Here is a 23,842-nt window from a genome sequence, read left to right on the forward strand (position 1 = left end):
CGTCCCCGGCCCCGCCCCGACATGGCCGCCCGGTCCAAGGCGCGCAAGCGCGCCGTCGACGTCCTCTACGAGGCCGACGTCCGCAGCAGCGACCCGCTGGAGCTGCTGCGCGAGCGGGTGGCGCTCGCCGCCCCGCCGATCCCCGACCACGCGATCCGGCTCGTCGAGGGCGCCGTGGAGCACGGCGCGCGGATCGACGAGCTGATCGCCCGGCACGCCAGCGGCTGGACGCTGGCGCGGCTGCCCGACGTCGACCGCGCCATCATGCGCATGGCGGTCTTCGAGCTGCTGTGGGCCGACGACGTGCCCGACGCGGTGGTCATCGACGAGGCCGTGGAGCTGGCCAGGAGCCTGTCCACCGACGACTCCCCGGCCTACGTCAACGGCGTCCTCGGCGCGATCCTGGACGCCGAGGTCCCCACCCGCTGAGCGCCCCGCGCCCCCCGGCCCGTGCGGGCCCGGGGGGCGGGGGCGCCCCGGCCGGCGGGTCGCCCCCTCAGCGCTGGGCGCGCCGGCGGTCGTTGCCCCAGGCCTCGTCGTCCTCGTCGTCGCCGCCGGCGATGCCCTCCATGCCGGGGGAGAGGACGCCCCACTCGATCAGCCGGCTGGTCAGCTCGTCCGGGCTCATGTCGTAGATGATCGCCAGCGACTTGAGGTCCTCCGCGCGGATGGAGAGGACCTTGCCGTTGTAGTCGTGCCGCTGCGCCTGGATGGTGGAGGCGTAGCGGGCCAGCGGGCCGGCCTCGTCGGCGGGCAGCGAGCCCAGCGACTCGAGGTTCAGCACGATCTTCGTCGTCGAGGTCACCGCGGAGCTCGGCCGCGGGTCGGGCAGCAGCTCGGAGACCGGGACGCCGTAGAAGACGGCGAGCTCCGAGAGCCGCTGCACGGTCACCGCGCGGTCGCCGCGCTCGTAGGAGCCGACCACCACGGCCTTCCAGCGGCCGTGCGACTTGTCCTCCACCCCCTGGAGGGAGAGTCCCTGCTGGTTGCGGATGGCGCGGAGCCGGGCACCGAGGGCCCGTGAGTAGTCGGTGCTCATCGCGTTCCTGCTCACTGTCCGTCGTCGGAGGCGTTCTGTCGTCACGGAGCGTACCGATCTCGCGGGGACGGCGACACCAGGGCACTCCCCCGGGTGAGCGGGATGTCCTGCGGCTTCACGCGCGGAGGTGGCCGCCGGGGGGACCGGCCGGGCCGCCGGGCGCCCCGGGACCCACCCGGAGCGTGCCGCGGGTCACCGGTCGCGGTGCAGTACGGTCGTCCCCGGTCCACCCCTCTCCTTTAACGACCCGTCCCGTGAGGCGGGGAAGGAGGCCTCATGGCCGGCTCGTCCCCGGCTGCCCTGGGCAGCCCCGCAGCGCCGGGAGCGCTGCTCTCCGCCGCCGACGTCGCCCGCGTGGTCGACCGGATGGCCCACCAGCTGATCGAGAAGGCAGGCGAGTCGCTCGCCGACCTCGTCCTCGTCGGCATCCCCACCCGCGGCGCCCCGCTGGCCCGCCGGCTGGCCGCCCGCGTGGCGGCCTTCTCCGGCACCGCGGTCGGCACCGGCACCGTCGACATCACCCTCCACCGCGACGACCTGCGGACCCGCGGCGTGCGCGCGCTGGAGCCGACTGTGCTGCCCGACGCGGGCATCGACGGCCGGCTCGTGGTCCTGGTCGACGACGTCCTGTTCTCCGGCCGCTCGGTGCGGGCCGCGCTCGACGCGCTGCGCGACCTGGGCCGGCCCCGCGCCGTGCAGTTGGCCGTCCTCGTCGACCGGGGGCACCGGGAGCTGCCGATCCGGGCCGACTACGTCGGCAAGAACGTGCCCACCTCGCGCAGCCAGTCGGTGCGGGTGCACCTCACCGAGGTCGACGGCGTCGACGAGGTCCTCCTCACCGGGGATGCGCGGTGAAGCGGCACCTGCTGGAGGCGGCCGACCTCGACCGCGCCGACGCGACGCTGGTCCTCGACACCGCTGCGCAGATCGACGCCGCGCTGGCCGGCCGCGAGGTCAAGAAGCTGCCCACGCTGCGCGGCCGCACCGTGGTGAACCTCTTCTACGAGGACTCCACCCGCACCCGCATCTCCTTCGAGCTGGCGGCCAAGCGGCTGTCGGCCGACGTCATCAACTTCAGCGCCAAGGGCAGCAGCGTCTCCAAGGGCGAGAGCCTCAAGGACACCGCGCTCACCCTCGAGGCGATGGGCAGCGACGCCATCGTGGTCCGGCACTCCGCCTCGGGCGCGCCGCACCGGCTGGCGCACTGGGTGCGCGGCAGCGTCGTCAACGCCGGTGACGGCACCCACGAGCACCCCACCCAGGCGCTGCTGGACGCCTACACGGTCCGGCGGCGGCTCGGCCGGCTCGAGGGCGTGCGGGTCGCCGTCGTCGGCGACGTGCTGCACAGCCGGGTGGCCCGCTCCAACGTCCGGCTGCTGCACACCCTGGGCGCGGAGGTCACCCTGGTCGCGCCGCCCACGCTGCTGCCGGTCGGGGTGGGCAGCTGGCCGGCGGAGGTCTCCTACGACCTGGACGCCGTCCTGCCGAAGGCCGACGTGGTCATGATGCTGCGGGTGCAGGCCGAGCGGATGAACGCCTCGTTCTTCCCCAGCGCCCGCGAGTACAGCCGCCGCTACGGCCTCGACGCCCGGCGCATGGCCGCCCTGGGCGACGACGCGATCGTCATGCACCCGGGCCCGATGAACCGCGGGATGGAGATCGCCGCCGAGGTGGCCGACTCCGTCCGCTCCACGATCGTCGAGCAGGTCGGCAACGGGGTCTCCGTGCGCATGGCCGTGCTCTACCTGCTGCTCGGAGGCGCCCAGTGAGCACCTACCTCGTCACCGGCGCCCGCCCCTACGGCGAGGCCCCGGCCGACCTGTTGCTCGAGGACGGCCGGATCGCCGGGATCGGGCCGGGCCTGTCCGCGCCGGGCGCCGAGGTCGTCGACGCGGCCGGCCTGGTGGCCCTGCCCGGGCTGGTCGACCTGCACACCCACCTGCGCGAGCCCGGCCGGGAGGACGCCGAGACCGTCGAGACCGGCTCGCGGGCCGCGGCGCTGGGCGGGTACACCGCGGTGCACGCCATGGCCAACACCGACCCGGTCGCCGACACCGCGGGCGTCGTCGAGCAGGTGTGGCGGCTGGGCCGGGACGCCGGGCTGGTCGACGTCGTGCCGGTGGGCGCGGTGACCGTCGGGCTGGGCGGGCAGCGGCTGGCCGAGCTGGGCGCGATGGCCGACTCCGCCGCCCGCGTGCGGGTCTTCTCCGACGACGGCATGTGCGTGGCCGACCCCGCGCTCATGCGGCGGGCGCTGGAGTACGTCAAGGCGCTGGACGGCGTCGTGGCCCAGCACGCCGAGGAGCCGCGGCTGACCGCCGGGGCGCAGATGCACGAGGGCGACCGCTCCGCGCGGCTGGGCCTGACCGGCTGGCCGGCCGCCGCCGAGGAGGCGATCATCGCCCGCGACGTGCTGCTGGCCGGCCACGTCGGCGCCCGGCTGCACGTCTGCCACGTCTCCACCGCGGGCTCGGTCGAGATCCTCCGCTGGGCCAGGAGCCGCGGCGTCCAGGTCACCGCCGAGGTCACCCCCCACCACCTGCTGCTCACCGACGCCTGCGCCGAGAGCTACGACCCGGTGTTCAAGGTCAACCCGCCGCTGCGCACGGACGCCGACGTGCAGGCGCTGCGGCAGGCGCTCGCCGACGGCGTCGTCGACGCGGTCGCCACCGACCACGCGCCGCACGCGGTGGAGGACAAGGAGAGCGAGTGGGCCGCCGCCCGGCCCGGGATGCTCGGCCTGGAGCAGGCGCTCTCGGTGGTCCTCGCGACCATGGTCGAGCCCGGGCTGCTCGACTGGCGCGGCGTGGCCGACCGGATGTCGGCCCGCCCGGCCGCGATCGGCCGGCTCGACGGCCGGGGCCCGCTGGCGCACGGCCGCCCGCTGGCTCCCGGCGAGCCGGCCAACCTGGTGCTGCTGGACCCGGCGGCCCGGTCGGTGGTCGACCCGGCCGCCCTGTCCAGCCGCAGCCGCAACAGCCCCTACGCCGGCCGGGAGCTGCCCGGCCGGGTGGTCCACACGTTCCTGAGAGGTGTCCCGACGGTGCTCGACGGCAAGGCGCAGCGGTGAGGCCCGCGGTCCTGGTCCTGGAGGACGGGCGGACGTTCCGCGGCGAGGCCTACGGCGCGGTGGGGACGACGCTCGGCGAGGTGGTCTTCGCCACCGGGATGACCGGCTACCAGGAGACCCTCACCGACCCCAGCTACGCGCGGCAGATCGTCGTCATGACCGCCCCGCACATCGGCAACACCGGGGTCAACGGCGAGGACGACGAGAGCCGCCGGATGTGGGTGGCCGGGTTCGTCGTGCGCGACCCCGCCCGCCGCCCGGCCAACTGGCGGGCCACCGGCAGCCTCGACGACGCGCTCGCCGGCCAGGGCGTCGTCGGCATCAGCGGCGTCGACACCCGGGCGCTGACCCGGCACCTGCGCGAGCGCGGGGCCATGCGCGCCGGCATCAGCAGCGAGGGGCTCGACGCCGACGAGCTGCTCGCCCGGGTGCGGCGGGCCGAGGGCATGGCCGGCGCGGACCTCGCACCGGCGGTCACGGCGAACGACCCGTACGTCGTCCCGGCGGTGGGGGAGAAGCGGTTCACCATCGCCGCGCTCGACCTGGGCATCAAGACCGCCACCCCGCGGTACCTGGCCGAGCTCGGCGTGGAGACCCACGTGCTGCCGGCCACCGCCACCGCCGCGGACCTGCTGGCCGCCGGGCCCGACGGGGTGTTCCTGTCCAACGGCCCGGGCGACCCGGCCGCGGCCGACTACGCCGTGGCGGCGGTGCGCGGGGTGCTCGACGCCCGCCGTCCGCTCTTCGGCATCTGCTTCGGCAACCAGATCCTCGGCCGGGCGCTCGGGCTGGGCACCTACAAGCTGCGGTTCGGGCACCGGGGGCTCAACCAGCCGGTGCTCGACCGGGTCAGCGGCACGGTGCGGGTGACCAGCCACAACCACGGTTTCGCCGTCGACGCCCCGCTGGACCGGCCGACCGACACCCCGTACGGGCCGGTCGAGGTCAGCCACGTCGGGCTCAACGACGACGTGGTCGAGGGCCTGCGGCTGCAGGAGGCGCCGGCCTTCAGCGTGCAGTTCCACCCGGAGTCCGCGGCCGGGCCGCACGACGCCGCGCCGCTGTTCGGCCGGTTCGTCGACCTCATGGAGACCGCCCGGGAGGGCTCGGCCGTCGCCGGCGGCCCGCCCCCGGTCGTCGAGCACACGACGGGGGAGCAGGCCTGATGCCCAGGCGCACCGACATCTCGCACGTCCTGGTGATCGGCTCCGGGCCGATCCTCATCGGCCAGGCCGCCGAGTTCGACTACTCGGGCACCCAGGCCTGCCGGGTGCTGCGGGCCGAGGGGCTGCGGGTCAGCCTGGTCAACAGCAACCCGGCGACGATCATGACCGACCCCGAGGTCGCCGACGCCACCTACGTCGAGCCGCTGACGCCGGAGTTCGTCGAGAAGGTGATCGCCGCCGAGCGCCCCGACGCCCTGCTGGCCACCCTGGGCGGGCAGACCGCGCTGAACATCGCCATCGCCCTGCACGACAGCGGCGTCCTCGAGCGCTACGGCGTGCAGCTCATCGGCGCCGACGTCGGGGCGATCAACCGCGGCGAGGACCGGCAGCTGTTCAAGGACATCGTCCGGTCGGTCGGCGCCGACGCCCCCCGCTCGCGGGTCTGCGGCAGCGTCGAGGAGGCGGTGGAGACCGCCGCCGAGGTCGGCTACCCGGTGGTGGTCCGGCCCAGCTTCACCATGGGCGGCCTCGGCTCCGGGTTCGCCACCGACGAGGCGGTGCTCCGGCGGATGGCCACCCACGGCCTGGCCGACTCCCCGGTGCACACCGTGCTCGTCGAGGAGTCGGTGCTCGGCTGGAAGGAGTACGAGCTCGAGCTGATGCGCGACCGCAGCGACAACGTCGTCGTCATCTGCTCGATCGAGAACGTCGACGCGATGGGGGTGCACACCGGCGACTCGGTCACCGTCGCCCCGGCCATGACGCTGACCGACCGCGAGTACCAGCACATGCGCGACGTCGGCATCGCGGTGCTGCGCGAGGTCGGCGTCGACACCGGGGGCTGCAACATCCAGTTCGCGGTCAACCCGGTCGACGGCCGGCTGGTCGTGATCGAGATGAACCCGCGGGTCTCCCGCTCGTCGGCGCTGGCGTCCAAGGCCACCGGCTTCCCGATCGCCAAGATCGCCGCGAAGCTGGCCATCGGCTACACCCTCGACGAGATCACCAACGACATCACCGGGGTCACGCCGGCGGCCTTCGAGCCGACGCTGGACTACGTCGTGGTGAAGATCCCGCGGTTCGCCTTCGAGAAGTTCCCCGGCGCCGACCCGCGGCTGACCACCACGATGAAGAGCGTCGGCGAGGTCATGGCCCTGGGCCGCAACTTCCCCGAGGCGCTGGGCAAGGCGATGCGCTCGACGGAGACCTCGCGGGCCGGCTTCTGGACCGGGGCGGGCGAGGACCTGGCGTCGCGCCCGGTCGACGAGCTGCTCGAGGCGCTGCGCACCCCGGTCGACGGCCGGCTGTACCTGGCCGAGGCGGCGCTGCGCGCCGGCGCCGGCGTCGAGCAGGTCGCCGCGGCCAGCGGCTTCGACCCGTGGTTCGTCGACCAGCTCGCGCTCGTCTCCGAGGTCGGCGCCGAGGTCCGGGACGCGCCGTCCCTGACCCCGGAGCTGCTGCGGCGGGCCAAGCGGCACGGCCTGTCCGACCGGCAGGTCGCCGCCCTGCGCCCCGAGCTGGCCGGGGAGGACGGCGTCCGGACGCTGCGGCGCCGGCTGGGCGTGCGCCCGGTGTACAAGACGGTCGACACCTGCGCCGCCGAGTTCGCCGCCCGCACGCCGTACCACTACTCGTCCTACGACGAGGAGACCGAGGTGGAGCCGCGGGAGAGGCCGGCCGTCCTCATCCTCGGCTCGGGGCCGAACCGGATCGGTCAGGGCATCGAGTTCGACTACTCCTGCGTGCACGCGGTCATGGCGCTGCAGGACGCCGGCTACGAGGCGGTGATGGTCAACTGCAACCCGGAGACCGTCTCCACCGACTACGACACCGCCGACCGGCTGTACTTCGAGCCGCTCACCTTCGAGGACGTGCTCGAGGTCTACGAGGCCGAGCGGGCCGCCGGCCCGGTCGCCGGCGTCATCTGCACGCTCGGCGGCCAGACCCCGCTGGCCCTGGCGCAGCGGCTCAAGGACGCCGGGGTGCCGGTGCTGGGCACCGCCCCGGAGGCGATCGACGACGCGGAGGACCGCGGCGCGTTCTCCCGCGTGCTGGCCGACACCGGGCTGCAGGCGCCCGCCCACGGCACCGCGACGACGTTCGCCGAGGCCCGGGGGATCGCCGCCGCCGTCGGCTACCCGGTGCTGGTGCGGCCCTCCTACGTGCTCGGCGGGCGGGGCATGGAGATCGTCTACGACGACGCCACCCTCGAGGCCTACATCGCCAAGGCCACCGACGTCAGCCCGGAGCACCCCGTGCTCGTCGACCGGTTCCTCGAGGACGCGGTGGAGGTCGACGTCGACGCCCTCTACGACGGCACCGAGCTGTTCCTCGGCGGGGTGATGGAGCACATCGAGGAGGCCGGCATCCACTCCGGCGACTCGGCGTGCGCGCTGCCGCCGATCACGCTGGGCCAGACCGACGTCGCGCGGATCCGCGCGGCGACCGAGCAGCTCGCGGCGCGGATCGGCGTGCGCGGCCTGGTCAACGTCCAGTACGCGGTCAAGGACGACGTCCTGCACGTCCTGGAGGCCAACCCCCGGGCGTCGCGGACGGTGCCGTTCGTGTCCAAGGCGACCGCCGTCCCGCTGGCCAAGGCGGCCGCGCGGATCGCGGTAGGGGAGTCGATCGCCGACCTGCGCCGCGCCGGCGTGCTGCCGCTCTCCGGGGACGGGGCCGACCTGCCCGCGGACGTGCCGATCGCGGTCAAGGAGGCGGTCCTGCCCTTCCACCGCTTCCGCACCGTCGAGGGGCACAACGTCGACACCGTCCTCGGGCCGGAGATGAAGTCGACCGGCGAGGTCATGGGCCTCGACACCGGGTTCGGCACGGCGTTCGCCAAGTCCCAGGCCGCCGCCTACGGGTCGCTGCCGGTCGAGGGCACCGTCTTCGTCTCGCTGGCCAACCGGGACAAGCGCTCGGCCATCTTCCCGGTGAAGCGGCTCGCCGACCTGGGCTTCCGGGTGCTGGCCACCGCCGGCACCGCGCAGGTGCTGCGCCGCAACGGGGTGGACTGCGAGGTGGTGGGCAAGTTCAGCGAGGGCCCGGGCAACGTCGTCGAGCGCATCCTCGCCGGGGACGTCGACATCGTGGTCAACACCCCGTTCGGGACGCCGGGCAACAGCGGGCCGCGGCTGGACGGCTACGAGATCCGCACCGCCGCGGTGGCCGCCGGCATCCCGTGCATCACCACGGTGCAGGGGCTGGCCGCGGCCGTGCAGGGCGTGGAGTCGCTCCGCCGGGGGGACGTCGGCGTCCGCAGCCTGCAGCAGGTGCACGCCGCCCTCGCGGCCCCGGCGCGGTCGTGACCGAGGCCCCGCCGGCGGCGGCCGTGCAGCGGGTGCGCGACGGGCTCGTGGCCCGGGGGGCGGTCGACGTCCTGCCCGACGCCTTCCTCGCCGGGGTCACCCGGTTCGCGCGGCCGCCGCAGCCGGAGCTCGACGCGCTGGCCGCGGCGGCGCGCGGGCTGGCCGCCCGGCTGGCCTCCGGCGCGGTCGGCGACGAGGACCTGCCGCTGCTGACCCGGGTGGTCTTCTTCGCCGGGCACGCCGGGGTCCTCGCCGCCGCGGGCGTCCCGACCCCGGCCTACGACGTGCTGGGCTCCTACCGCGACAACCTCACCACCCCGGTGGGGCCGCGGCTGCCGGAGCGCCCGGCCGCCCGGCGCCGCTGGCCGGTGCTGGGCCGGTCGGTCGGCTTCCCCATCGGGGTGCCGGCCTGCGTGCTCAACGGCGGCGAGGCCTGGGTGCGCCACCACGCCGCCAACGGGTGGAACGTGCTGACCTACAAGACCGTCCGCAGCCGCGCCCACGACCCCAACCCGCAGCCCAACTGGACCTTCGCCGCGCGCGAGACGGCCGGCCTGCCGCCCGGGGCGGCCGCCGACGTCACCGCCGACCCCTGGGACTGGGTGCCGCCCGGCTCGGCGGCGGTGAGCACGGTCAACTCCTTCGGCGTGCCCTCCCCGGCGCCGGAGGAGTGGATGCCCGACCTCGAGCGGTCGCTGGCCGCGGTGGACGACGACCAGCTGCTCCTGGTCAGCGTCATGGGCGAGGCCGCCGACGCGGCCGAGCTCGTCGCGGACTTCGCCCGCACGGCGCGGCTGGCCGAGGAGGCCGGGGCGCCGGTCGTCGAGCTCAACCTGTCCTGCCCGAACAGCCGCGACCGCTCGACGGCCGGCGTGCGCCCGCCGCTGTGCCTGGACGCCGATGCCACGGTGGCCGTCGTCGAGGGCGTCCGGCGGGCCCTGGACGACCGCACGGGGCTGGTGGCCAAGCTCTCCTGGCTGGACACCGGGCGGCTCGCCGCGCTGGTGCCGCGGATCGCCCCGCTGGTCGACGGCATCGCGGGCATCAACACCGTCCAGACCCGGGTGCGCCGCAGCGACGGCGCACCGACGTTCCCCGGCCGCGAGCTCGCCGGGCTCTCGGGCATCGCCGTGCGGGCCTCCGCGCTGGACTTCACCCGGCGCCTGGTGGGCCTGCGGGAGGCGGCGGGGGCGCGCTTCGACGTCCTGGCGATGGGCGGGGTCACCGACCCGGCCTCCTTCGCGGCGCTCTTCGCCGCCGGCGCCGACGCGGTGCAGTCGGCCTCCGGGGCCTTCGCCTCCCCGTACCTGGCCCGCGACTGCACCGCCGCGCTGGGGGAGACCCTGCCGCGCGCGGTGGGGCCGTGATCGCCCCGTTCGGGCACCGGCTGGCCGACGCCGTCGCCGCCCGGGGCCCGCTGTGCGTCGGCATCGACCCGCACCTGCCGCTGCTGGAGCGCTGGGGGCTGCCCGACGCCCCCGAGGGGCTGGCGCGGTTCACCGACGCCGTGGTCGACGCGCTGGCCGGCACGGTCGCCGTCCTCAAGCCGCAGCTGGCGTTCTACGAGCGGCACGGCTCGCGGGGGCTGGCGGTCCTGGAGGACGCCGTCGCCCGTGCCCGGGCGGCCGGGGCGCTGGTCCTGCTCGACGCCAAGCGCGGCGACATCGGCTCGACCATGGACGCCTACGCCGACTACCTGCGCCCGGAGCACCCGCTGGCCGTCGACGCCATGACCGTCAGCCCCTACCTGGGTCCCGGCTCGCTCCAGCCGGCCGTCGACACCGCCCGGCAGCACGGCGGGGGGCTGTTCGTCCTCGCCCGCACCTCCAACCCCGGGGCCGGCGCCCTCCAGCACGCGCTCGTGGGGGAGCGGTCGGTGGCGCAGGTCGTCGTCGACGCCGTGCGCGGCTGGAACACCCCCGGCTGGGTGGTCGGCGACCCGCCGCCCGACCTCGGCGCGGTGCAGGACCTCGGCAGCCGCTGGGGCCCGGGCACGGGTTCCTTCGGCGTCGTCGTCGGCGCCACGCTGGCCGAGTGCGACGTCGACCTGAGCGGCCTCGGGGGTCCCGTGCTCGCGCCGGGGCTCGGCGCCCAGGGCGGCTCGCCGGCCGACCTGCGCCGGCTGTTCGGCGACGGCGCGGCCGTGGTCCCCGCGGTGTCGCGGGACGTGCTGGCCGCCGGGCCCGACGCGGCGGCGCTCCGGGCGGCCGCCGGTCGCTGGGCCGCCGCGCTGGCGTGAGGCGGGCCCGCCCGGGCGCGCCCGCCACCCGGGGCCGGCCGCTCGGCCGGCGGGGGCGCTGAGCGGCGTCCCGGCGTGTCGGGACCGGCGTGTCGGGCGCGAGCCGTCGTGACACGGGGGCAACGCAGCCGTCACGCAACCGGGGTTGACCTGCGCTCCTGACGGAGCGTGAGCACCCCTTGGCACGCAGAGTGACCGGTAGGTCACGAATTGCCCGGAAAGTCCGTGCGGACCGGGCGTGACCTGCGCATATCCCGGGAACTAGGTTGATCGCCAGGCTCAGCACAGAGCACCGGCACCACGAGATCAGCACGAGCCCCGCCGGCCGAGCCCGAAGGCCGGCGACGACGAGATTGGGTCGCACCATGCCCCTTCCCGACCTGTCCCCCGAACAGCGCGCCGCGGCCCTCGAGAAGGCCGCCGCCGCCCGCAAGGCCCGGGCCGAGCTGCGCGAGCGGCTCAAGAGCAAGGGTGCCACCGTCGGCGACGTCCTCCGCCAGGGCGAGACCGACGAGGTGATCGGCAAGATGCGCGTCTCCGCGGTCCTGGAGTCCCTGCCCGGCGTGGGCAAGGCGCGGGCTGCGAAGATCATGGAGCGGCTCGAGATCTCCCCGACCCGCCGGGTGCGCGGCCTGGGTGCCAACCAGCGCAGGGCCCTCGAAGCGGAGTTCGGCGGCGAGAAGGTGGCCGCCGACCAGGCCGCCGTCGAGGCCTGACCCGCACGTCGAGGCACCCGGAGGTCGAGGACGACGCGTGGCGAGTGTCGCCCCCCAGCGGTCCCCCGCGCGGCTGACCGTGCTCTCCGGCCCGTCCGGGGTCGGCAAGGGCACGGTCGTCGCGGAGGTCCGGCGCCGGCACCCCGACGTGTGGGTGTCGGTGTCGGCGACGACCCGCCGCGCGCGGCCCGGTGAGGTCGACGGGGTGCACTACCACTTCGTCGACGACGCCGAGTTCGACCGGCTCGTCGCCGAGGACGGCCTCCTGGAGTGGGCCGAGTACGCCGGCAACCGCTACGGCACGCCGGCCGCCCCGGTGCGCGCGCAGCTCGCCACCGGGGCGCCGGCACTGCTCGAGATCGAGCTGCAGGGGGCCCGCCAGGTGCGGGCCCGGGACGCCGACGCCCAGCTGGTGTTCCTCGCCCCGCCGTCCTGGGCCGAGCTGGTCAGCCGGCTGGCCGGGCGCGGGTCCGAGCCCCCGGCCGTCCAGGAGCGCCGGCTGGCCATCGCCCAGGCCGAGCTGGACGCCGCGGGGGAGTTCGACGTGGTCGTGGTCAACGACGACGTCGCCCGGGCCGCGGACGAGTTGGTAGGCTTGCTGACTGCGCCGTCGCCCCGCCCGCGTCAGGAGACCGGCGCCACCGAGTGAGCGCGCGGCCCCGGCCGCCCGCCCACGCCACCGAGCTGAGGAGCACGCCCGCCCGTGTCCGGAGTCGCACCCGCCCCCGAGGGCATCACCAACCCGCCGATCGACGAGCTGCTCGAGCGCACCAGCAGCAAGTACGGCCTGGTGATCTTCGCCGCCAAGCGTGCGCGGCAGATCAACGCCTACTACAGCCAGCTCTCCGAGGGCCTGCTGGAGTACGTCGGCCCGCTGGTCGACACCGCGCCGCAGGAGAAGCCGCTGTCCATCGCGCTCCGCGAGATCAACGAGGGCCTGCTCACCCACACCGCCGGCGAGAACTGAAGAGGACCCCTCTGCCCCCCACGCCTCGCACGCTCGGCGCGGGACCCTGCAGAGGGGCCGCCCGTCGCCCCCGGTGGTGACGACGCCCCCGGCACGCGGTGCCGGGGGCGTCGCCGTGCGTGGAGGATGTCCCCATGAGCCGCATCGTCCTGGGCGTCGCCGGTGGCGTGGCCGCGTACAAGGCCGCCCTGCTGCTGCGGGCGTTCACCGAGGCCGGCCACGACGTCCGCGTCGTCCCGACCCCGGCCGCGCTGCGCTTCGTCGGCGCCGCGACCTTCGAGGCGCTGTCGGGCAACCCGGTCACCACCGACGTCTGGGCCGACGTCGACGAGGTCGCCCACGTCCGCATCGGGCAGACCGCGGACCTGGTGGTGGCCGCCCCGGCCACGGCCGACCTGCTGGCCCGCGCCGCGGCCGGCCGGGCCGACGACCTGCTGACCGCCACCCTGCTCACCGCGCACTGCCCGGTGGTGTTCGTCCCGGCGATGCACACCGAGATGTGGCTGCACCCGGCCACCCAGGACAACGTCGCGACGCTGCGCCGCCGCGGCTCGGTCGTGCTGCCGCCGGCCGTCGGCCGGCTCACCGGACCCGACTCCGGGCCGGGCCGGCTGCCCGAGCCGGGCGACGTGGCGGCCCTGGCCGGCGTGGTCCTCGGCTGCGGCGCCGGCGCGCTGGCCCGCGACCTCGAGGGCCGCCGCGTCGTCATCAGCGCCGGGGGTACGCGCGAGCCCCTCGACCCGGTGCGCTACCTCGGCAACCGGTCCTCCGGCCGGCAGGGCTGGGCGCTGGCCCGGGTCGCCGCCGCCCGGGGCGCGGAGGTGGTGCTCGTGGCCGCCAACGTCGAGGAGCCGGCGCCGTTCGGGGTCCGCGTGGTCCCGGTCGGGACGGCGAAGGAGCTGCGCGTGGCCGTGACGGCCGAGGCGGCGGACGCCGACGTGGTCGTCATGGCCGCCGCGGTCGCCGACTTCCGCCCGGCCGCGGCGGCAGGGACCAAGCTGAAGAAGGGCGGGGCCTCCGAGCCGGACGCGGTGGCCCTGGTGCGGACCGCCGACGTGCTCGCCGAGCTGGTGCAGACCCGCCCCGCCGGCCAGCTGGTGGTCGGCTTCGCCGCCGAGACCGGGGACGACGAGGGCGACGTGCTCACCCACGCCCGCGCGAAGCTGGTCCGCAAGGGCTGCGACCTGCTCGTGGTCAACGACGTCTCCGGCGGGCGGGTCTTCGGGCGCCCGGACAACGCCGCGGTGGTGCTCGCCGCGGACGGCAGCGCGACCGAGGTCCCCGAGGGCAGCAAGGACGCCGTCGCCGCGGCCATCTGGAGCGCCGTCGTCCCCCGGCTGGCGTGACCGGCGGGAGCGGCGGGCGCGGCCCCCGCCCCCGCCGGTAACGTGCACGCCGGACGCACCGGCCGCGCCGGTGCCGCGAGAGTGCCCCCGACCCCCTAGGAGCCCCGAGTGCCACGCCGTCTCTTCACGTCCGAGTCGGTCACCGAGGGCCACCCGGACAAGATCGCCGACCAGATCAGCGACGCGATCCTCGACGCGATGCTGGAGCAGGACCCGCGCAGCCGGGTCGCGGTCGAGACGCTCATCACCACCGGCCAGGTGCACATCGCCGGCGAGGTCACCACCGGTGGCTACGTCGACATCGCCGACATCGTCCGGCGCACCATCCTCGGCATCGGCTACGACTCCTCGCGCAAGGGCTTCGACGGGGCCTCGTGCGGCGTGAGCGTGTCCATCGGCTCGCAGTCCCCCGACATCGCCCAGGGCGTCGACACCGCCTACGAGGCCCGCACCGCCGGCATCACCGACGACGAGATCGAGCGCCAGGGCGCCGGCGACCAGGGCCTGATGTTCGGCTACGCCACCGACGAGACCCCCGAGCTCATGCCGCTGCCGATCGCGCTCGCGCACCGGCTCTCCCGGCGGCTGTCGGCGGTGCGCAAGGACGGCTCGGTGCCCTACCTGCGCCCCGACGGCAAGACCCAGGTCACCGTGGTCTACGAGGACGACCGGCCGGTCGGGGTCGACACCGTGGTCGTGTCCTCCCAGCACGCCGAGGACATCTCCATCGACCAGCTGCTCGCCCCCGACGTCCAGGAGCTCGTCGTCGAGCCGGAGCTGGCCGCCCTCGGCCTGCCCACCGACGGCTACCGGCTGCTGGTCAACCCCACCGGCAAGTTCGTCATCGGCGGGCCGATGGGCGACGCCGGGCTCACCGGCCGCAAGATCATCGTCGACACCTACGGCGGCATGGCCCGCCACGGCGGCGGCGCCTTCTCCGGCAAGGACCCGTCCAAGGTCGACCGCTCCGGCGCCTACGCGATGCGCTGGGTGGCCAAGAACGTCGTCGCCGCGGGCCTGGCCCGCCGCTGCGAGGTCCAGGTCGCCTACGCCATCGGCACCGCCCACCCGGTGGGGCTGTTCGTCGACACCCACGGCACCGGCACGGTCGCCGACGACGTCCTGGAGAAGGCCATCGGCACGGTGTTCGACCTGCGGCCGGGGGCGATCGTGCGCGACCTCGACCTGCTGCGGCCCATCTACGGGCCGACCGCCGCCTACGGGCACTTCGGGCGCACCGACGTCGAGCTGCCCTGGGAGCGGCTGGACCGCGTCGAGGCGCTGCGCGCGGCCACGGGGGTCTGAGCGAGGGCCCCGGAGCCCCGCCGCCCGACGCCGGCGGCGGGGCCGCGCAGCGGCGCAGCGGTGTCGGACCCGGCGGCCACACTGGCCCGAGCCGCCCCGCCCGCCGAACGGAGACGTCGCTGACCTCGGCCCCGCCCACCCCGGACGAGGACCCGGGAGCCCGCACCCCGCGGGTGGCCCGGGTCGTCGTCGACGTGCCGCTGGCCCACCTGGACCGCACCTTCGACTACGCCGTGCCCGACGAGCTGGCCGGCCGGGTGGTCCCCGGTTGCCGGGTGCGGGTGCGCTTCGCCGGGCAGCTGGTCGACGGCTTCGTCGCCGAGCTGGGGGACAGCACCGAGCACGGCGGCCGGCTCGCCCCGCTGGCCAAGCTGGTCTCGCCCGAGCCGGTGCTCACCCCGGAGGTGCTGGCGCTGGCCCGCGCGGTCGCCGACCGCTGGGGCGGCACGGTGCCCGACGTGCTGCGCCTGGCGGTCCCGCCGCGCCGCGCGGCGGCGGAGAAGCGGGCGCCGGCCGAGCCGCCGCCGGCGCCGGCGGCGCCCGACCCGGCCGGCTTCGCCCGCTACCCGGCCGGGCCCTCGCTGCTGGCCGCGGTCGCCGAGGGCCGCCCCGCCCGCGCCGTGTGGACGGCGCTGCCCGGCGAGGACTGGCCCGCCCGCCTCGCCGAGCTCTGCCGGGCCGCGCTCTGCGGCGGTCGCGGGGCGCTGGTCGTCGTCCCCGACGGCCGCGACCTCGACCGGCTCGCCGCCGCGGCCGAGCAGCGGCTGCCGGCCGGGTCGTTCGTCGTCCTGCGGGCCGACGCCGCGCCCGACGCGCGCTACCGGCGGTTCCTGGACGCCGCCCGCGGCAGCGCGCGGGTGGTCCTCGGCGCGCGGGCCGCGGTCTACGCCCCCGTCGCCGACCTCGGCCTGGTCGCCGTCTGGGACGACGGGGACGACCTGCACGCCGAGCCCCGGGCGCCCTACGCGCACGCCCGCGACGTCCTCGTGCACCGCGCCCACCTGGCCTCCTGCGCGGCCGTCGTCGCCGGCACCGCGCGCACGGCGGAGGCCCAGCTGCTGGTCGACAGCGGCTGGGCGCACGAGCTGGCCGCCGACCGGGCCACCCTGCGCGCGGCCGCGCCGCGGGTGCAGGCCCTCGGCGCCGACGCCGAGCTGGCCCGCGACCCCGCCGCGCGGACCGCCCGGTTGCCCAGCCTGGCCCACCGGGTGGCCCGCCAGGCGCTGGCCGACGGCGCCCCGGTGCTCGTCCAGGTGCCCCGGGCCGGCTACGCGCCCGGCCTGGCCTGCGACCGCTGCCGGTCGCCGGCCCGCTGCCCGGCGTGCTCCGGTCCGCTCGGCATCCCCGCCGCGCCCGGCCCGGGCGGCTCCCGGGTTCCCGCCTGCCGGTGGTGCGCCCGCCCGGCGGCCGCCTTCGACTGCCCGCACTGCCACGGCACGAAGCTGCGGGCAACCGTGGTGGGCGCCGGGCGGACCGCCGAGGAGCTCGGCCGGGCCTTCCCCGGGGCCGCGGTGCGGGTCTCCGGCCGCGGGTCCGGCGTCCTCGCCTCGGTCCCCGGCGGGCCGGGCCTCGTGGTCGCCACCCCGGGCGCCGAGCCCGTGGCCGAGGGCGGGTACGGGGCGGCGCTGTTGCTGGACTCCTGGGCGCTGCTCGGCCGGGCCGACCTGCGCGCCGGTGAGGAGACGCTGCGCCGGTGGCTCAACGCGGCGACCCTCGTCCGGCCGGCGTCGGCCGGCGGCCAGGTGGTGGTCGCCGCCGACGCCGCCCACCCGGTCGTGCAGGCCCTGGTGCGCTGGGACCCGGCCTGGCTGGCCGGCCGCGAGCTGGCCGACCGCCGGGAGCTCGGCTTCCCGCCGGCCACCCGCATGGCGGCGCTCTCCGGGTCCCCCGCGGCGCTCGCCGAGTTCCTGGCGGCCACCCGCCTGCCCGGGGACGCCGACGTGCTCGGCCCGGTGCCCGAGCCGGCGCGGCCGGGGGACGAGGGGGAGCGCGAGCGCTTCCTGGTGCGCGTGCCGCGCGCGGAGGGGGCGGGCCTGGCCCACGCGCTGGCCGCCGTCCAGGGGGTGCGCAGCGCGAAGAAGGCCGCCGAGCACGTGCGGGTGCAGCTCGACCCGCTCGACCTCGTCTGAGCGCCGGCCGGGAGGGGGCACGGTGGCGCCGAGGGGCTCAGCCCGACGACTGCCGGATCAGCTCGGCGAGCTCGTCGTCCAGCCCCGCGGCCACCCGGTCGGCGGTGATCAGGGCGGTGGCCCGGCGCCACCACGCCGGCACGGTCGTGGCGGCCGTGGCCAGGCCGACCGCCGCCCCGAGCAGCAGGTGGGGGCGCGCGTGCCCGCGGCGGCGCAGCGCCCGGGCGAGCGGTCCGTCGACGGCCGTGACCAGCAGCCCCCAGCCGGTGGTCGCCAGCGCCTGGTGCACCCGGGCCGCCCGGTCGTGCGGTTCGTCGGGCAGCGCGGGCAGCCCGCGCACCGCCCGGCGCAGCGCGGGCAGCTCGCGGACGACGGTCTCGACCGCCACCGCCGCGCCGCTCGCCAGGTACACCCCGGCCCGGCCCCGGGAGCGGGCGGGCAGCTCGAGAGCCGCCTCGGCGGCGCCGACCACCAGGCCGTCGAGGGCGGCGCTGGTGACGGCGCGAGCGCGGTGGGACGTCGCTGAGGCCATGTGCGCACGGTAGCCAGGTCCGGGCCCGCCCGGCGGCCGCTCGGCAGGGGATCGGTCGCGAGCCCGCGCGCGGCGGGGGCCGAGGGGGCCTTCTTCTACGATCGACCGGTGAGCGTGACCCCCATCCGGCTGCTCGGTGACCCGGTGCTGCGGACCCCCGCCGCGCCCGTCGTCGACTTCGACGCCGAGCTGCGGCAGCTGGTCGCCGACCTGACCGACACCATGGCCGCCGCCGGCGGTGCCGGCCTGGCCGCGCCCCAGCTCGGCGTGGGCCTGCGGGTCTTCACCTGGTACGTCGACGGGGAGCTCGGCCACCTGGTCAACCCGGTCGTCGCGACGGTGGGGGAGGAGATGCAGGTCGGCCCGGAGGGCTGCCTGTCCATCCCGGGTTACGGCTACGACTGCCGCCGCTCCCTGCACGTGGTGGCCACGGGGCTGGACGCGCACGGCGAGCCGGTCCGCGTCGAGGGCTCGCACCTGCTGGCCCGTGCGGTGCAGCACGAGGTCGACCACCTCGACGGCGTGCTGTTCGTCGACCGGCTGGACCCGGCCGCCCGCGCCGCCGCGCTGGCCGAGATCGCCGAGGCCGACTGGGCCGGTGCCGCGGCCTGGACCCCGCGCGTGGAGGTGAGCCCCCACTGAGGCTGCTGTTCGCCGGGACGCCGGACGTCGCCGTCCCCTCGCTGGACCTCCTCCTCGCCTCGGAGCGGCACGAGGTCGTCGCCGTCCTCACCCGCCCCGACGCCCGGTCCGGGCGCGGGCGCCGGGTGAGCCGCTCGCCCGTCGCCGAGCGGGCCGACGCCGCGGGCATCCCGGTGCTGCAGCCGGGCTCGCCGCGCGACCCGGGGTTCCTCGCCGCGCTCGCCGGCCTGGCCGTCGACTGCGCGCCGGTGGTGGCCTACGGCGCGCTCGTGCCCCGGGCGGCGCTGGACCTGCCGCGGCACGGCTGGGTCAACCTGCACTTCTCCCTGCTGCCGGCCTGGCGCGGGGCCGCCCCGGTGCAGCACGCGGTGATGGCCGGCGACGAGGTCACCGGGGCCTGCACCTTCCGGTTGGAGACCGGCCTGGACACCGGCCCGGTGTACGGCGTGGTCACCGAGCCGGTCGGGCAGCGGGACACCGCCGGCGACCTGCTGGCCCGCCTGGCGCTCAGCGGGGCCCGGCTGCTGGTGGCCACCCTGGACGGCATCGCGGACGGCACCGTCGTGCCCGAGCCGCAGCCGGCCGAGGGGGTCAGCCTCGCGCCGCGCATCGAGCCGGCCGACGCCCGGGTCGACTGGTCGCTGCCGGCGCACGTCGTCGACCGCCGCGTGCGGGGCGTGACCCCGGCGCCGGGCGCCTGGACGACGTGGCGCGGGGACCGGCTGCGGCTCGCACCGGTGGAGCCGCTGCCGACGTCCCTGGGCCTGGCGCCCGGTGAGCTGTCGGTGGGCCCCACGGGCGTGCTCGTCGGCACCGGCCGGGGCGCGGTCCGGCTCACGACGGTGCAGCCGGCCGGGAAGCGGGTGCTGCCGGCCGCGGACTGGGCCCGCGGCGCCCGCCCGGCGCCCGGAGAGCGGGTCGGGGACGAGGGAGCGGCGGGATGAGCGGCCCGCCCCGCCGTCCCGGCGGCGGCCCGCGGCGGGGCCGCCGCGAGGCGCCGCGCCAGGGCCGTCGCCCGCCGCGCCCGCGGCTGGACGGTGCCCGGCTGACCGCCTACGACGTCCTGGACGCGGTCACCTCGCGCGAGGCCTACGCCAACCTGCTGCTGCCGCGGCTGCTGCGCGAGCGGGCCGGCGACCTCGACGAGCGCGACGCCGCCTTCGCCACCCAGCTGGCCTACGGCACGCTGCGCGCCCGCGGCACCCTCGACGCGGTGCTGGCCCGGCTGGTCGACCGGCCGCTGGGCGACCTCGACCCCCGGGTGCTCGACCTGCTGCGGCTGGGCACCCACCAGCTCCTCGACCTGCGGGTCCCCGCGCACGCCGCCGTGGCGACCACCGTCGACCTCACCCGCGGGGTCGTCGGCGGGGGTGCCGCGGGCCTGGTGAACGCGGTGCTGCGGAAGGTGGCGGCGGGCGGGGGCCGCGCCGCCTGGCTGGAGCGACTCGGCGGGGACGAGCGGCAGCGGCTGGCGCTGGCCACCGACCACCCCGGCTGGGTGGTGGACGCCTGGCGGGACGCGCTGGCCGGCTGCGCCCCCGAGGAGGGCGGTGACGAGCTCGCCGACGCGCTGCGCGCCGACAACGCCGCGCCGGAGGTGCACCTGGTGGCCCGCCGCCTGGCCCGCACGGAGCTGGTCGCCGAGTCCGGCGGCACCCCGGGGCCGTGGTCGCCGTACGCGGTCCGCCTCGCCGGCGGGGACCCGGCCCGGGTCCCCGCCGTGCGATCCGGACGGGCGGCGGTGCAGGACGAGGGCAGCCAGCTGGCCGCCCTCCTGCTCTCCCGGGCCCCGCTCGACGGGCCGGACGCCGCATGGCTCGACGTCTGCGCCGGGCCGGGCGGGAAGGCGGCGCTGCTGGCCGCCGTCCGCCCCGCGGGCGTGCACCTCACCGCGGCCGACCGGTCGCCGCACCGGGCCGAGCTGGTGCGCGGCGCGCTGAGCGGCGAGCCGGGCACCGAGGTGCTCGTCGCCGACGGCCGGGCGGGGCCGTGGGCGCCGGGCTCGTTCGACCGGGTGCTGCTCGACGCGCCGTGCACCGGGCTGGGTGCGCTGCGGCGCCGGCCGGAGGTGCGCTGGCGGCGGACGCCGGAGGACGTCGCGCCGCTGGCCGAGCTGCAGGGCGAGCTGCTCGCCGGTGCGCTGGCGGCCGTCCGGCCGGGCGGCCTGGTCGCCTACGTGACCTGCTCACCGCACCCGGCGGAGACGGTGGCCGTCGTGGAGGCGGCCGCCGGCCGCGAGGACGTCGAGGTGCTCCCCGTGGCGCCGCTGTTCCCGGACGTCCCCGGGGTCGAGCGGGGCCGCCACGGCCAGCTGTGGCCGCACCGGCACGGCACCGACGCGATGTTCCTCGCGCTGCTGCGCCGCACGAGCTGAACCCGAGCCGGCCCGCTCACCGGGCCGGGGGGACCAGCAGGACCGGCACGTCGGCGTGCCGGAGGGCGTGGTCGGCGACGCTGCCGAGGAGCCGGTGCGTCAGCCCCCGCCCGCGCCGGCCGACGACCAGCACGTCGGCGCCCTCGGAGCGGGCGACGCCGACCAGCGCCGGGCCGGGGTCGCCGGTGCAGATCTCCAGCACCGGTGCCTCCGCGCCGGGCCGCAGCCACCGGCACCGCTGGGCCAGGTGGTCGTGCCACTCCTGCTGGGTGCGCCGGTCACCGAACTCCCCGACGTCCGGGTCGAGGACGCTGACCAGCACCACCCGGGCGCCGCTGCCGTCGACGAGCCGGCCGGCCAGCCGGACGGCGTCGTCCGAGCCGGCCGAGCGGTCGAGGCCGACGACGACCACCGGGACCCGTCCCGTGTCGGGCGCCGGGCCCGTCCCCGCCGCCGGACCGGGCGCCGGGTCGGCGCCGGCCCGCTCCAGCACCCCGGACGAGCGGCGTCCGCGCTCGACCGCGATCGGGACGAACAGCGGCCCGAGGGCGCCCCCGATGAGGTACCAGCGGCGGTCGCGGTAGCCGTGCCGGGCCAGCAGGAAGAAGGCCGCGCCCAGCCCGCAGGCCAGCCAGAGCACGACGACGAGGGTGATGTACAGGCCGGTCGACACGGGTCTCCTGACGCGGGTGGCGGGCGGTCCACCCCACGGTGCCCACGCCCCGCCGCCACCGCCGGGGGTCCTGGGTCCCGACCGGCCGGGACGATCGGCCCGGCCGGTCGGGACGGCTCAGAAGGGGAACCGCCGCCGGGTGTGCTGCACGCTCACCCAGTGGTCGGTGGTGAACTCCTCGATCGCCCACTCGCCACCGAAGCGGCCCAGGCCGGACTCCTTCTCCCCGCCGAACGCGGTGTTGTTCTCGTCGTTGAGCGGGGAGTCGTTGACGTGGGTCATGCCGGCCTCGACGCGCAGGGCGAAGCGGACCCCGCGCGCGGTGTCCTCGGTGAACACCGCGCTGGACAGGCCGTACTCGGTGTCGTTGGCGATGGCCAGGGCGTCGTCCTCGTCGCGCGCCCGGATGATCGTGGCCACCGGGCCGAAGACCTCCTCGCGCGCGGTGGCGACGTCGTTGCCGCCCAGCAGCACGTGCGCCGGCAGCACCGAGCCGATCGGCCCCGTGGGGTCTCCGCCGACGAGCTGCCGGGCGCCGTCGTCCCGGGCGCGGGCGACCTTGTCCTGGATGCCCTCGAGCTGCTTGCCGTTGATGATCGGCCCGATCACCGTGGCCGGGTCCCGGGGGTCGCCGGCCTGCAGGCCGGCGACCTTCGCGACGAACCGGTCGACGAACTCGTCGTGCACGCGGTCGTCGACCACCAACCGGTTGGTGATCATGCAGACCTGGCCCTGGTGGAAGAACTTCCCCCAGACGGCGGCGTCGACCGCGTAGTCCAGGTCGGCGTCGTCGAGCACGACCAGCGGCCCGTTGCCGCCCAGCTCCAGTGACAGCTTCTTCAGCCCGGCCTTCTCGGCGATGCCCTTGCCGACCGGGGTGGAGCCGGTGAACGACACCACGCGCGGCACCGGGTGGGACACGATCGCGTCGCCGATCTCGCTGCCCGACCCGATGACCACCGACAGCAGCCCGTCGGGCAGGCCGGCCTCCTCGTAGATCCGGGCCAGCACCAGCCCACCGGTCACCGGGGTGTCCCCGGCGGGCTTGAGGACGACGCCGTTGCCCACCGCCAGCGCCGGCGCGACCGAGCGGTTGGACAGGTGCATGGGCACGTTCCACGGGCTGATGACGGCGACCACGCCCACCGGGCGGCGGTACACCCGGCTCTCCTTGCCCTCGATGTCGGCGGGCAGGATCCGCCCCTCCACGCGGTACGGGTAGGACGCCGCCTCGAAGAAGTCCCGCTGGGTGATCGCCCACTGGAACTCCGCCACCGGTGCCGCGCAGCCGGTCTCGCGGATCAGCCAGTCGACGATCTCGTCCTTGCGCGCCGTCATGACGTCGGCGGCGCGGCGCATGACCGCCGCCCGCTCGCCCGGCAGGCGGCCGGCCCACTCCCGCTGCGCCTCCCGGGCGGCGGCGTAGGCGGCGTCGAGGTCGGCGGCGTCGGCGAGGCGGATCTCGGTGAGCGTCTCGCCGGTGTAGGGGTCGGTGTCGGTCGCGGTCCGCTCCGAGCCGCCCTCGCGCCAGGTGCCGGCGAGGGGCATGCGGTCGAATCCGTCGTAGCGGGCAGGGGTGTCCACAGCCATGGACGGGCCCCTACCCGGCGCTGCACGACAGCCATGCGGGGACAGGCGGGCGGTCCGTCGATGCGGCGGTGGAGGACCACCAAGGCTTCGCCCACGGGGCACGACCGTGCACCGACCTGCCGCACCGACCGGCCGACGGACGACCTCACCTCCCGGATCCGGGTGTGGCGCCTGCCGAGCCGGGCACGGGAGGGGCACGACCTTCGGCGCCGCGCATGGGGGAGTGGTCGTGCCGGACAGGGAGAAGCCAGCCGTGAGCTGGGTGAGCCATGCACTGTTCCTGGTCGGTGGACCGCTGATCGGCTACGCGCTCGCGCGGCTGACCGGCACTCAAGGCGCGGACGTCGGCCAGGTGATCGTCCCGGCGGCGGCCGGGCTCGCGGCGCTGGTCGTCGGCCAGCGGAGCGCCGTGGGCAGGACCTGACCGCCCCCTTGCCACGGGTGGGGCGGCGCAGCGCAGGGCGGAGCGTGGTGACCGCGCCGCTAGTACCCCGACCGGCAACCTTCGCCCTGAACGGGCCCACTCGAGGACAACGCTCCTGGCCCTCGATGAGTGACGTCCATGCATCCCTCTGTTCCTGAAGCTGCCTTCAGGGCGACGGTTGCCGTTGGCGGCACTAGAACGGCGGTGGGTCGTCGGCGGCGTCGGGGGTGTCGGTCTCGGGTGGGGGGTCGGGGCGGGTGGCGAGCAGCCGGGTGCCGGTGAGGGCGAGTTCGGCGGCGGTGGGGGGTCGGGCCTGGGTCTG

The 23,842-nt window shown here is 76.8% G+C and carries 22 protein-coding genes; 18 read left to right on the forward strand and 4 right to left on the reverse strand.

The window, feature by feature from the left end; all coding sequences use genetic code 11:
* The first annotated feature begins 21 nt into the window (after nt 1-21).
* Nucleotides 22-429 carry a transcription antitermination factor NusB gene (nusB, locus tag D0Z06_RS05570; protein WP_117376356.1) on the forward strand — a complete coding sequence of 136 codons (408 nt, stop codon included), beginning with the start codon at nt 22-24 and terminating at the stop codon, nt 427-429.
* A 67-nt stretch (nt 430-496) separates the two neighbouring features.
* Here the strand turns inward: nusB and bldD are convergent, their stop codons facing one another.
* Nucleotides 497-1,039 carry a transcriptional regulator BldD gene (gene bldD / locus D0Z06_RS05575; protein ID WP_117376357.1) on the reverse strand — a complete coding sequence of 181 codons (543 nt, stop codon included), beginning with the start codon at nt 1,037-1,039 and terminating at the stop codon, nt 497-499.
* Between the two features lie 276 nt (nt 1,040-1,315).
* Here bldD and pyrR point away from each other — a divergent pair, with 276 nt between their 5' ends.
* The 13 genes from pyrR (at nt 1,316) to D0Z06_RS05645 (ending at nt 17,285) form a co-directional block, all read left to right on the forward strand.
* Nucleotides 1,316-1,894, forward strand: coding sequence for a bifunctional pyr operon transcriptional regulator/uracil phosphoribosyltransferase PyrR (gene pyrR / locus D0Z06_RS05580; RefSeq protein ID WP_117376358.1), 579 nt, complete (start codon nt 1,316-1,318; stop codon nt 1,892-1,894).
* Nucleotides 1,891-2,808, forward strand: coding sequence for an aspartate carbamoyltransferase catalytic subunit (locus D0Z06_RS05585; RefSeq protein ID WP_117376359.1), 918 nt, complete (start codon nt 1,891-1,893; stop codon nt 2,806-2,808). Before pyrR ends, D0Z06_RS05585 begins: the two co-directional genes overlap by 4 nt.
* Nucleotides 2,805-4,109, forward strand: coding sequence for a dihydroorotase (locus tag D0Z06_RS05590; RefSeq protein WP_117376360.1), 1,305 nt, complete (start codon nt 2,805-2,807; stop codon nt 4,107-4,109). Before D0Z06_RS05585 ends, D0Z06_RS05590 begins: the two co-directional genes overlap by 4 nt.
* A complete protein-coding gene (carA, locus tag D0Z06_RS05595; RefSeq protein ID WP_117376361.1) occupies nt 4,106-5,275 on the forward strand; it encodes a glutamine-hydrolyzing carbamoyl-phosphate synthase small subunit in 1,170 nt (389 codons plus the stop codon). The genes D0Z06_RS05590 and carA overlap by 4 nt, the downstream gene beginning before the upstream one ends.
* Nucleotides 5,275-8,583 (forward strand): carbamoyl-phosphate synthase large subunit, encoded by a 3,309-nt coding sequence (gene carB / locus D0Z06_RS05600; RefSeq protein WP_117376362.1) that lies wholly within the window; start codon nt 5,275-5,277, stop codon nt 8,581-8,583. Before carA ends, carB begins: the two co-directional genes overlap by 1 nt.
* Nucleotides 8,580-9,950, forward strand: coding sequence for a beta/alpha barrel domain-containing protein (locus tag D0Z06_RS05610; RefSeq protein ID WP_233517466.1), 1,371 nt, complete (start codon nt 8,580-8,582; stop codon nt 9,948-9,950). Before carB ends, D0Z06_RS05610 begins: the two co-directional genes overlap by 4 nt.
* The gene (pyrF, locus tag D0Z06_RS05615) at nt 9,947-10,822 is read left to right on the forward strand and encodes an orotidine-5'-phosphate decarboxylase (protein WP_199522143.1); all 876 of its coding nucleotides are present in this window, start codon (nt 9,947-9,949) and stop codon (nt 10,820-10,822) included. The genes D0Z06_RS05610 and pyrF overlap by 4 nt, the downstream gene beginning before the upstream one ends.
* A 365-nt stretch (nt 10,823-11,187) precedes the next feature.
* Nucleotides 11,188-11,538, forward strand: a complete 351-nt coding sequence (mihF, locus tag D0Z06_RS05620; protein WP_117376363.1) for an integration host factor, actinobacterial type — start codon at nt 11,188-11,190, stop codon at nt 11,536-11,538.
* 37 nt (nt 11,539-11,575) lie between these two features.
* Nucleotides 11,576-12,187: a guanylate kinase gene (gmk, locus tag D0Z06_RS05625; RefSeq protein ID WP_117376364.1), complete on the forward strand. Its 612-nt coding sequence runs from the start codon at nt 11,576-11,578 to the stop codon at nt 12,185-12,187.
* Nucleotides 12,188-12,241: 54 nt separating this feature from the next.
* Nucleotides 12,242-12,505 (forward strand): DNA-directed RNA polymerase subunit omega, encoded by a 264-nt coding sequence (gene rpoZ / locus D0Z06_RS05630; protein WP_012949163.1) that lies wholly within the window; start codon nt 12,242-12,244, stop codon nt 12,503-12,505.
* A 134-nt stretch (nt 12,506-12,639) separates the two neighbouring features.
* Entirely contained in the window at nt 12,640-13,851 is a 1,212-nt protein-coding gene (coaBC, locus tag D0Z06_RS05635) for a bifunctional phosphopantothenoylcysteine decarboxylase/phosphopantothenate--cysteine ligase CoaBC (protein ID WP_117376365.1), read from the forward strand.
* A gap of 108 nt (nt 13,852-13,959) precedes the next feature.
* Nucleotides 13,960-15,156: a methionine adenosyltransferase gene (metK, locus tag D0Z06_RS05640; RefSeq protein WP_117376366.1), complete on the forward strand. Its 1,197-nt coding sequence runs from the start codon at nt 13,960-13,962 to the stop codon at nt 15,154-15,156.
* 173 nt (nt 15,157-15,329) lie between these two features.
* Nucleotides 15,330-17,285 (forward strand): primosomal protein N', encoded by a 1,956-nt coding sequence (locus tag D0Z06_RS05645; protein WP_117376367.1) that lies wholly within the window; start codon nt 15,330-15,332, stop codon nt 17,283-17,285.
* 37 nt (nt 17,286-17,322) lie between these two features.
* On the opposite strand, the gene D0Z06_RS05650 is transcribed toward D0Z06_RS05645, so the two are convergent.
* The gene (locus D0Z06_RS05650) at nt 17,323-17,817 is read right to left on the reverse strand and encodes a hypothetical protein (protein ID WP_117376368.1); all 495 of its coding nucleotides are present in this window, start codon (nt 17,815-17,817) and stop codon (nt 17,323-17,325) included.
* Between the two features lie 108 nt (nt 17,818-17,925).
* Between D0Z06_RS05650 and def the strand changes: the two genes are divergently transcribed.
* From def to D0Z06_RS05665, 3 genes are read left to right on the forward strand one after another with little or no spacing between them, the layout of a single operon-like run.
* Nucleotides 17,926-18,459 carry a peptide deformylase gene (gene def, locus D0Z06_RS05655; protein WP_117376369.1) on the forward strand — a complete coding sequence of 178 codons (534 nt, stop codon included), beginning with the start codon at nt 17,926-17,928 and terminating at the stop codon, nt 18,457-18,459.
* 5 nt (nt 18,460-18,464) lie between these two features.
* Complete coding sequence (gene fmt / locus D0Z06_RS05660; protein ID WP_255419333.1) at nt 18,465-19,403, forward strand: methionyl-tRNA formyltransferase; 939 nt, start codon at nt 18,465-18,467, stop codon at nt 19,401-19,403.
* Nucleotides 19,400-20,833 (forward strand): RsmB/NOP family class I SAM-dependent RNA methyltransferase, encoded by a 1,434-nt coding sequence (locus D0Z06_RS05665; RefSeq protein WP_117376371.1) that lies wholly within the window; start codon nt 19,400-19,402, stop codon nt 20,831-20,833. The genes fmt and D0Z06_RS05665 overlap by 4 nt, the downstream gene beginning before the upstream one ends.
* Before the next feature lie 16 nt (nt 20,834-20,849).
* Here the strand turns inward: D0Z06_RS05665 and D0Z06_RS05670 are convergent, their stop codons facing one another.
* Both D0Z06_RS05670 and D0Z06_RS05675 read right to left on the reverse strand, forming a co-directional pair.
* Nucleotides 20,850-21,506, reverse strand: coding sequence for a universal stress protein (locus D0Z06_RS05670; RefSeq protein WP_117376372.1), 657 nt, complete (start codon nt 21,504-21,506; stop codon nt 20,850-20,852).
* A 117-nt stretch (nt 21,507-21,623) separates the two neighbouring features.
* Nucleotides 21,624-23,096 carry an aldehyde dehydrogenase family protein gene (locus D0Z06_RS05675; RefSeq protein WP_117376373.1) on the reverse strand — a complete coding sequence of 491 codons (1,473 nt, stop codon included), beginning with the start codon at nt 23,094-23,096 and terminating at the stop codon, nt 21,624-21,626.
* Between the two features lie 253 nt (nt 23,097-23,349).
* Between D0Z06_RS05675 and D0Z06_RS25250 the strand changes: the two genes are divergently transcribed.
* Entirely contained in the window at nt 23,350-23,520 is a 171-nt protein-coding gene (locus D0Z06_RS25250) for a hypothetical protein (protein ID WP_158579888.1), read from the forward strand.
* The last annotated feature ends 322 nt before the right edge of the window (nt 23,521-23,842 follow it).

This window comes from Geodermatophilus marinus (assembly GCF_003428645.1).
Lineage (GTDB): Bacteria > Actinomycetota > Actinomycetes > Mycobacteriales > Geodermatophilaceae > Geodermatophilus.

Bases quoted from the DNA above. Each gene is read 5' to 3' on its own strand.
- nusB (WP_117376356.1), top strand. From the start codon at position 22: ATGGCCGCCCGGTCCAAGGCGCGCAAGCGCGCCGTCGACGTCCTCTAC.
- bldD (WP_117376357.1), bottom strand. From the start codon at position 1,039: ATGAGCACCGACTACTCACGGGCCCTCGGTGCCCGGCTCCGCGCCATC.
- pyrR (WP_117376358.1), top strand. From the start codon at position 1,316: ATGGCCGGCTCGTCCCCGGCTGCCCTGGGCAGCCCCGCAGCGCCGGGA.
- carB (WP_117376362.1), top strand. From the start codon at position 5,275: ATGCCCAGGCGCACCGACATCTCGCACGTCCTGGTGATCGGCTCCGGG.
- mihF (WP_117376363.1), top strand. From the start codon at position 11,188: ATGCCCCTTCCCGACCTGTCCCCCGAACAGCGCGCCGCGGCCCTCGAG.
- coaBC (WP_117376365.1), top strand. From the start codon at position 12,640: ATGAGCCGCATCGTCCTGGGCGTCGCCGGTGGCGTGGCCGCGTACAAG.
- D0Z06_RS05650 (WP_117376368.1), bottom strand. From the start codon at position 17,817: ATGGCCTCAGCGACGTCCCACCGCGCTCGCGCCGTCACCAGCGCCGCC.
- D0Z06_RS05665 (WP_117376371.1), top strand. From the start codon at position 19,400: ATGAGCGGCCCGCCCCGCCGTCCCGGCGGCGGCCCGCGGCGGGGCCGC.
- D0Z06_RS05675 (WP_117376373.1), bottom strand. From the start codon at position 23,096: ATGGCTGTGGACACCCCTGCCCGCTACGACGGATTCGACCGCATGCCC.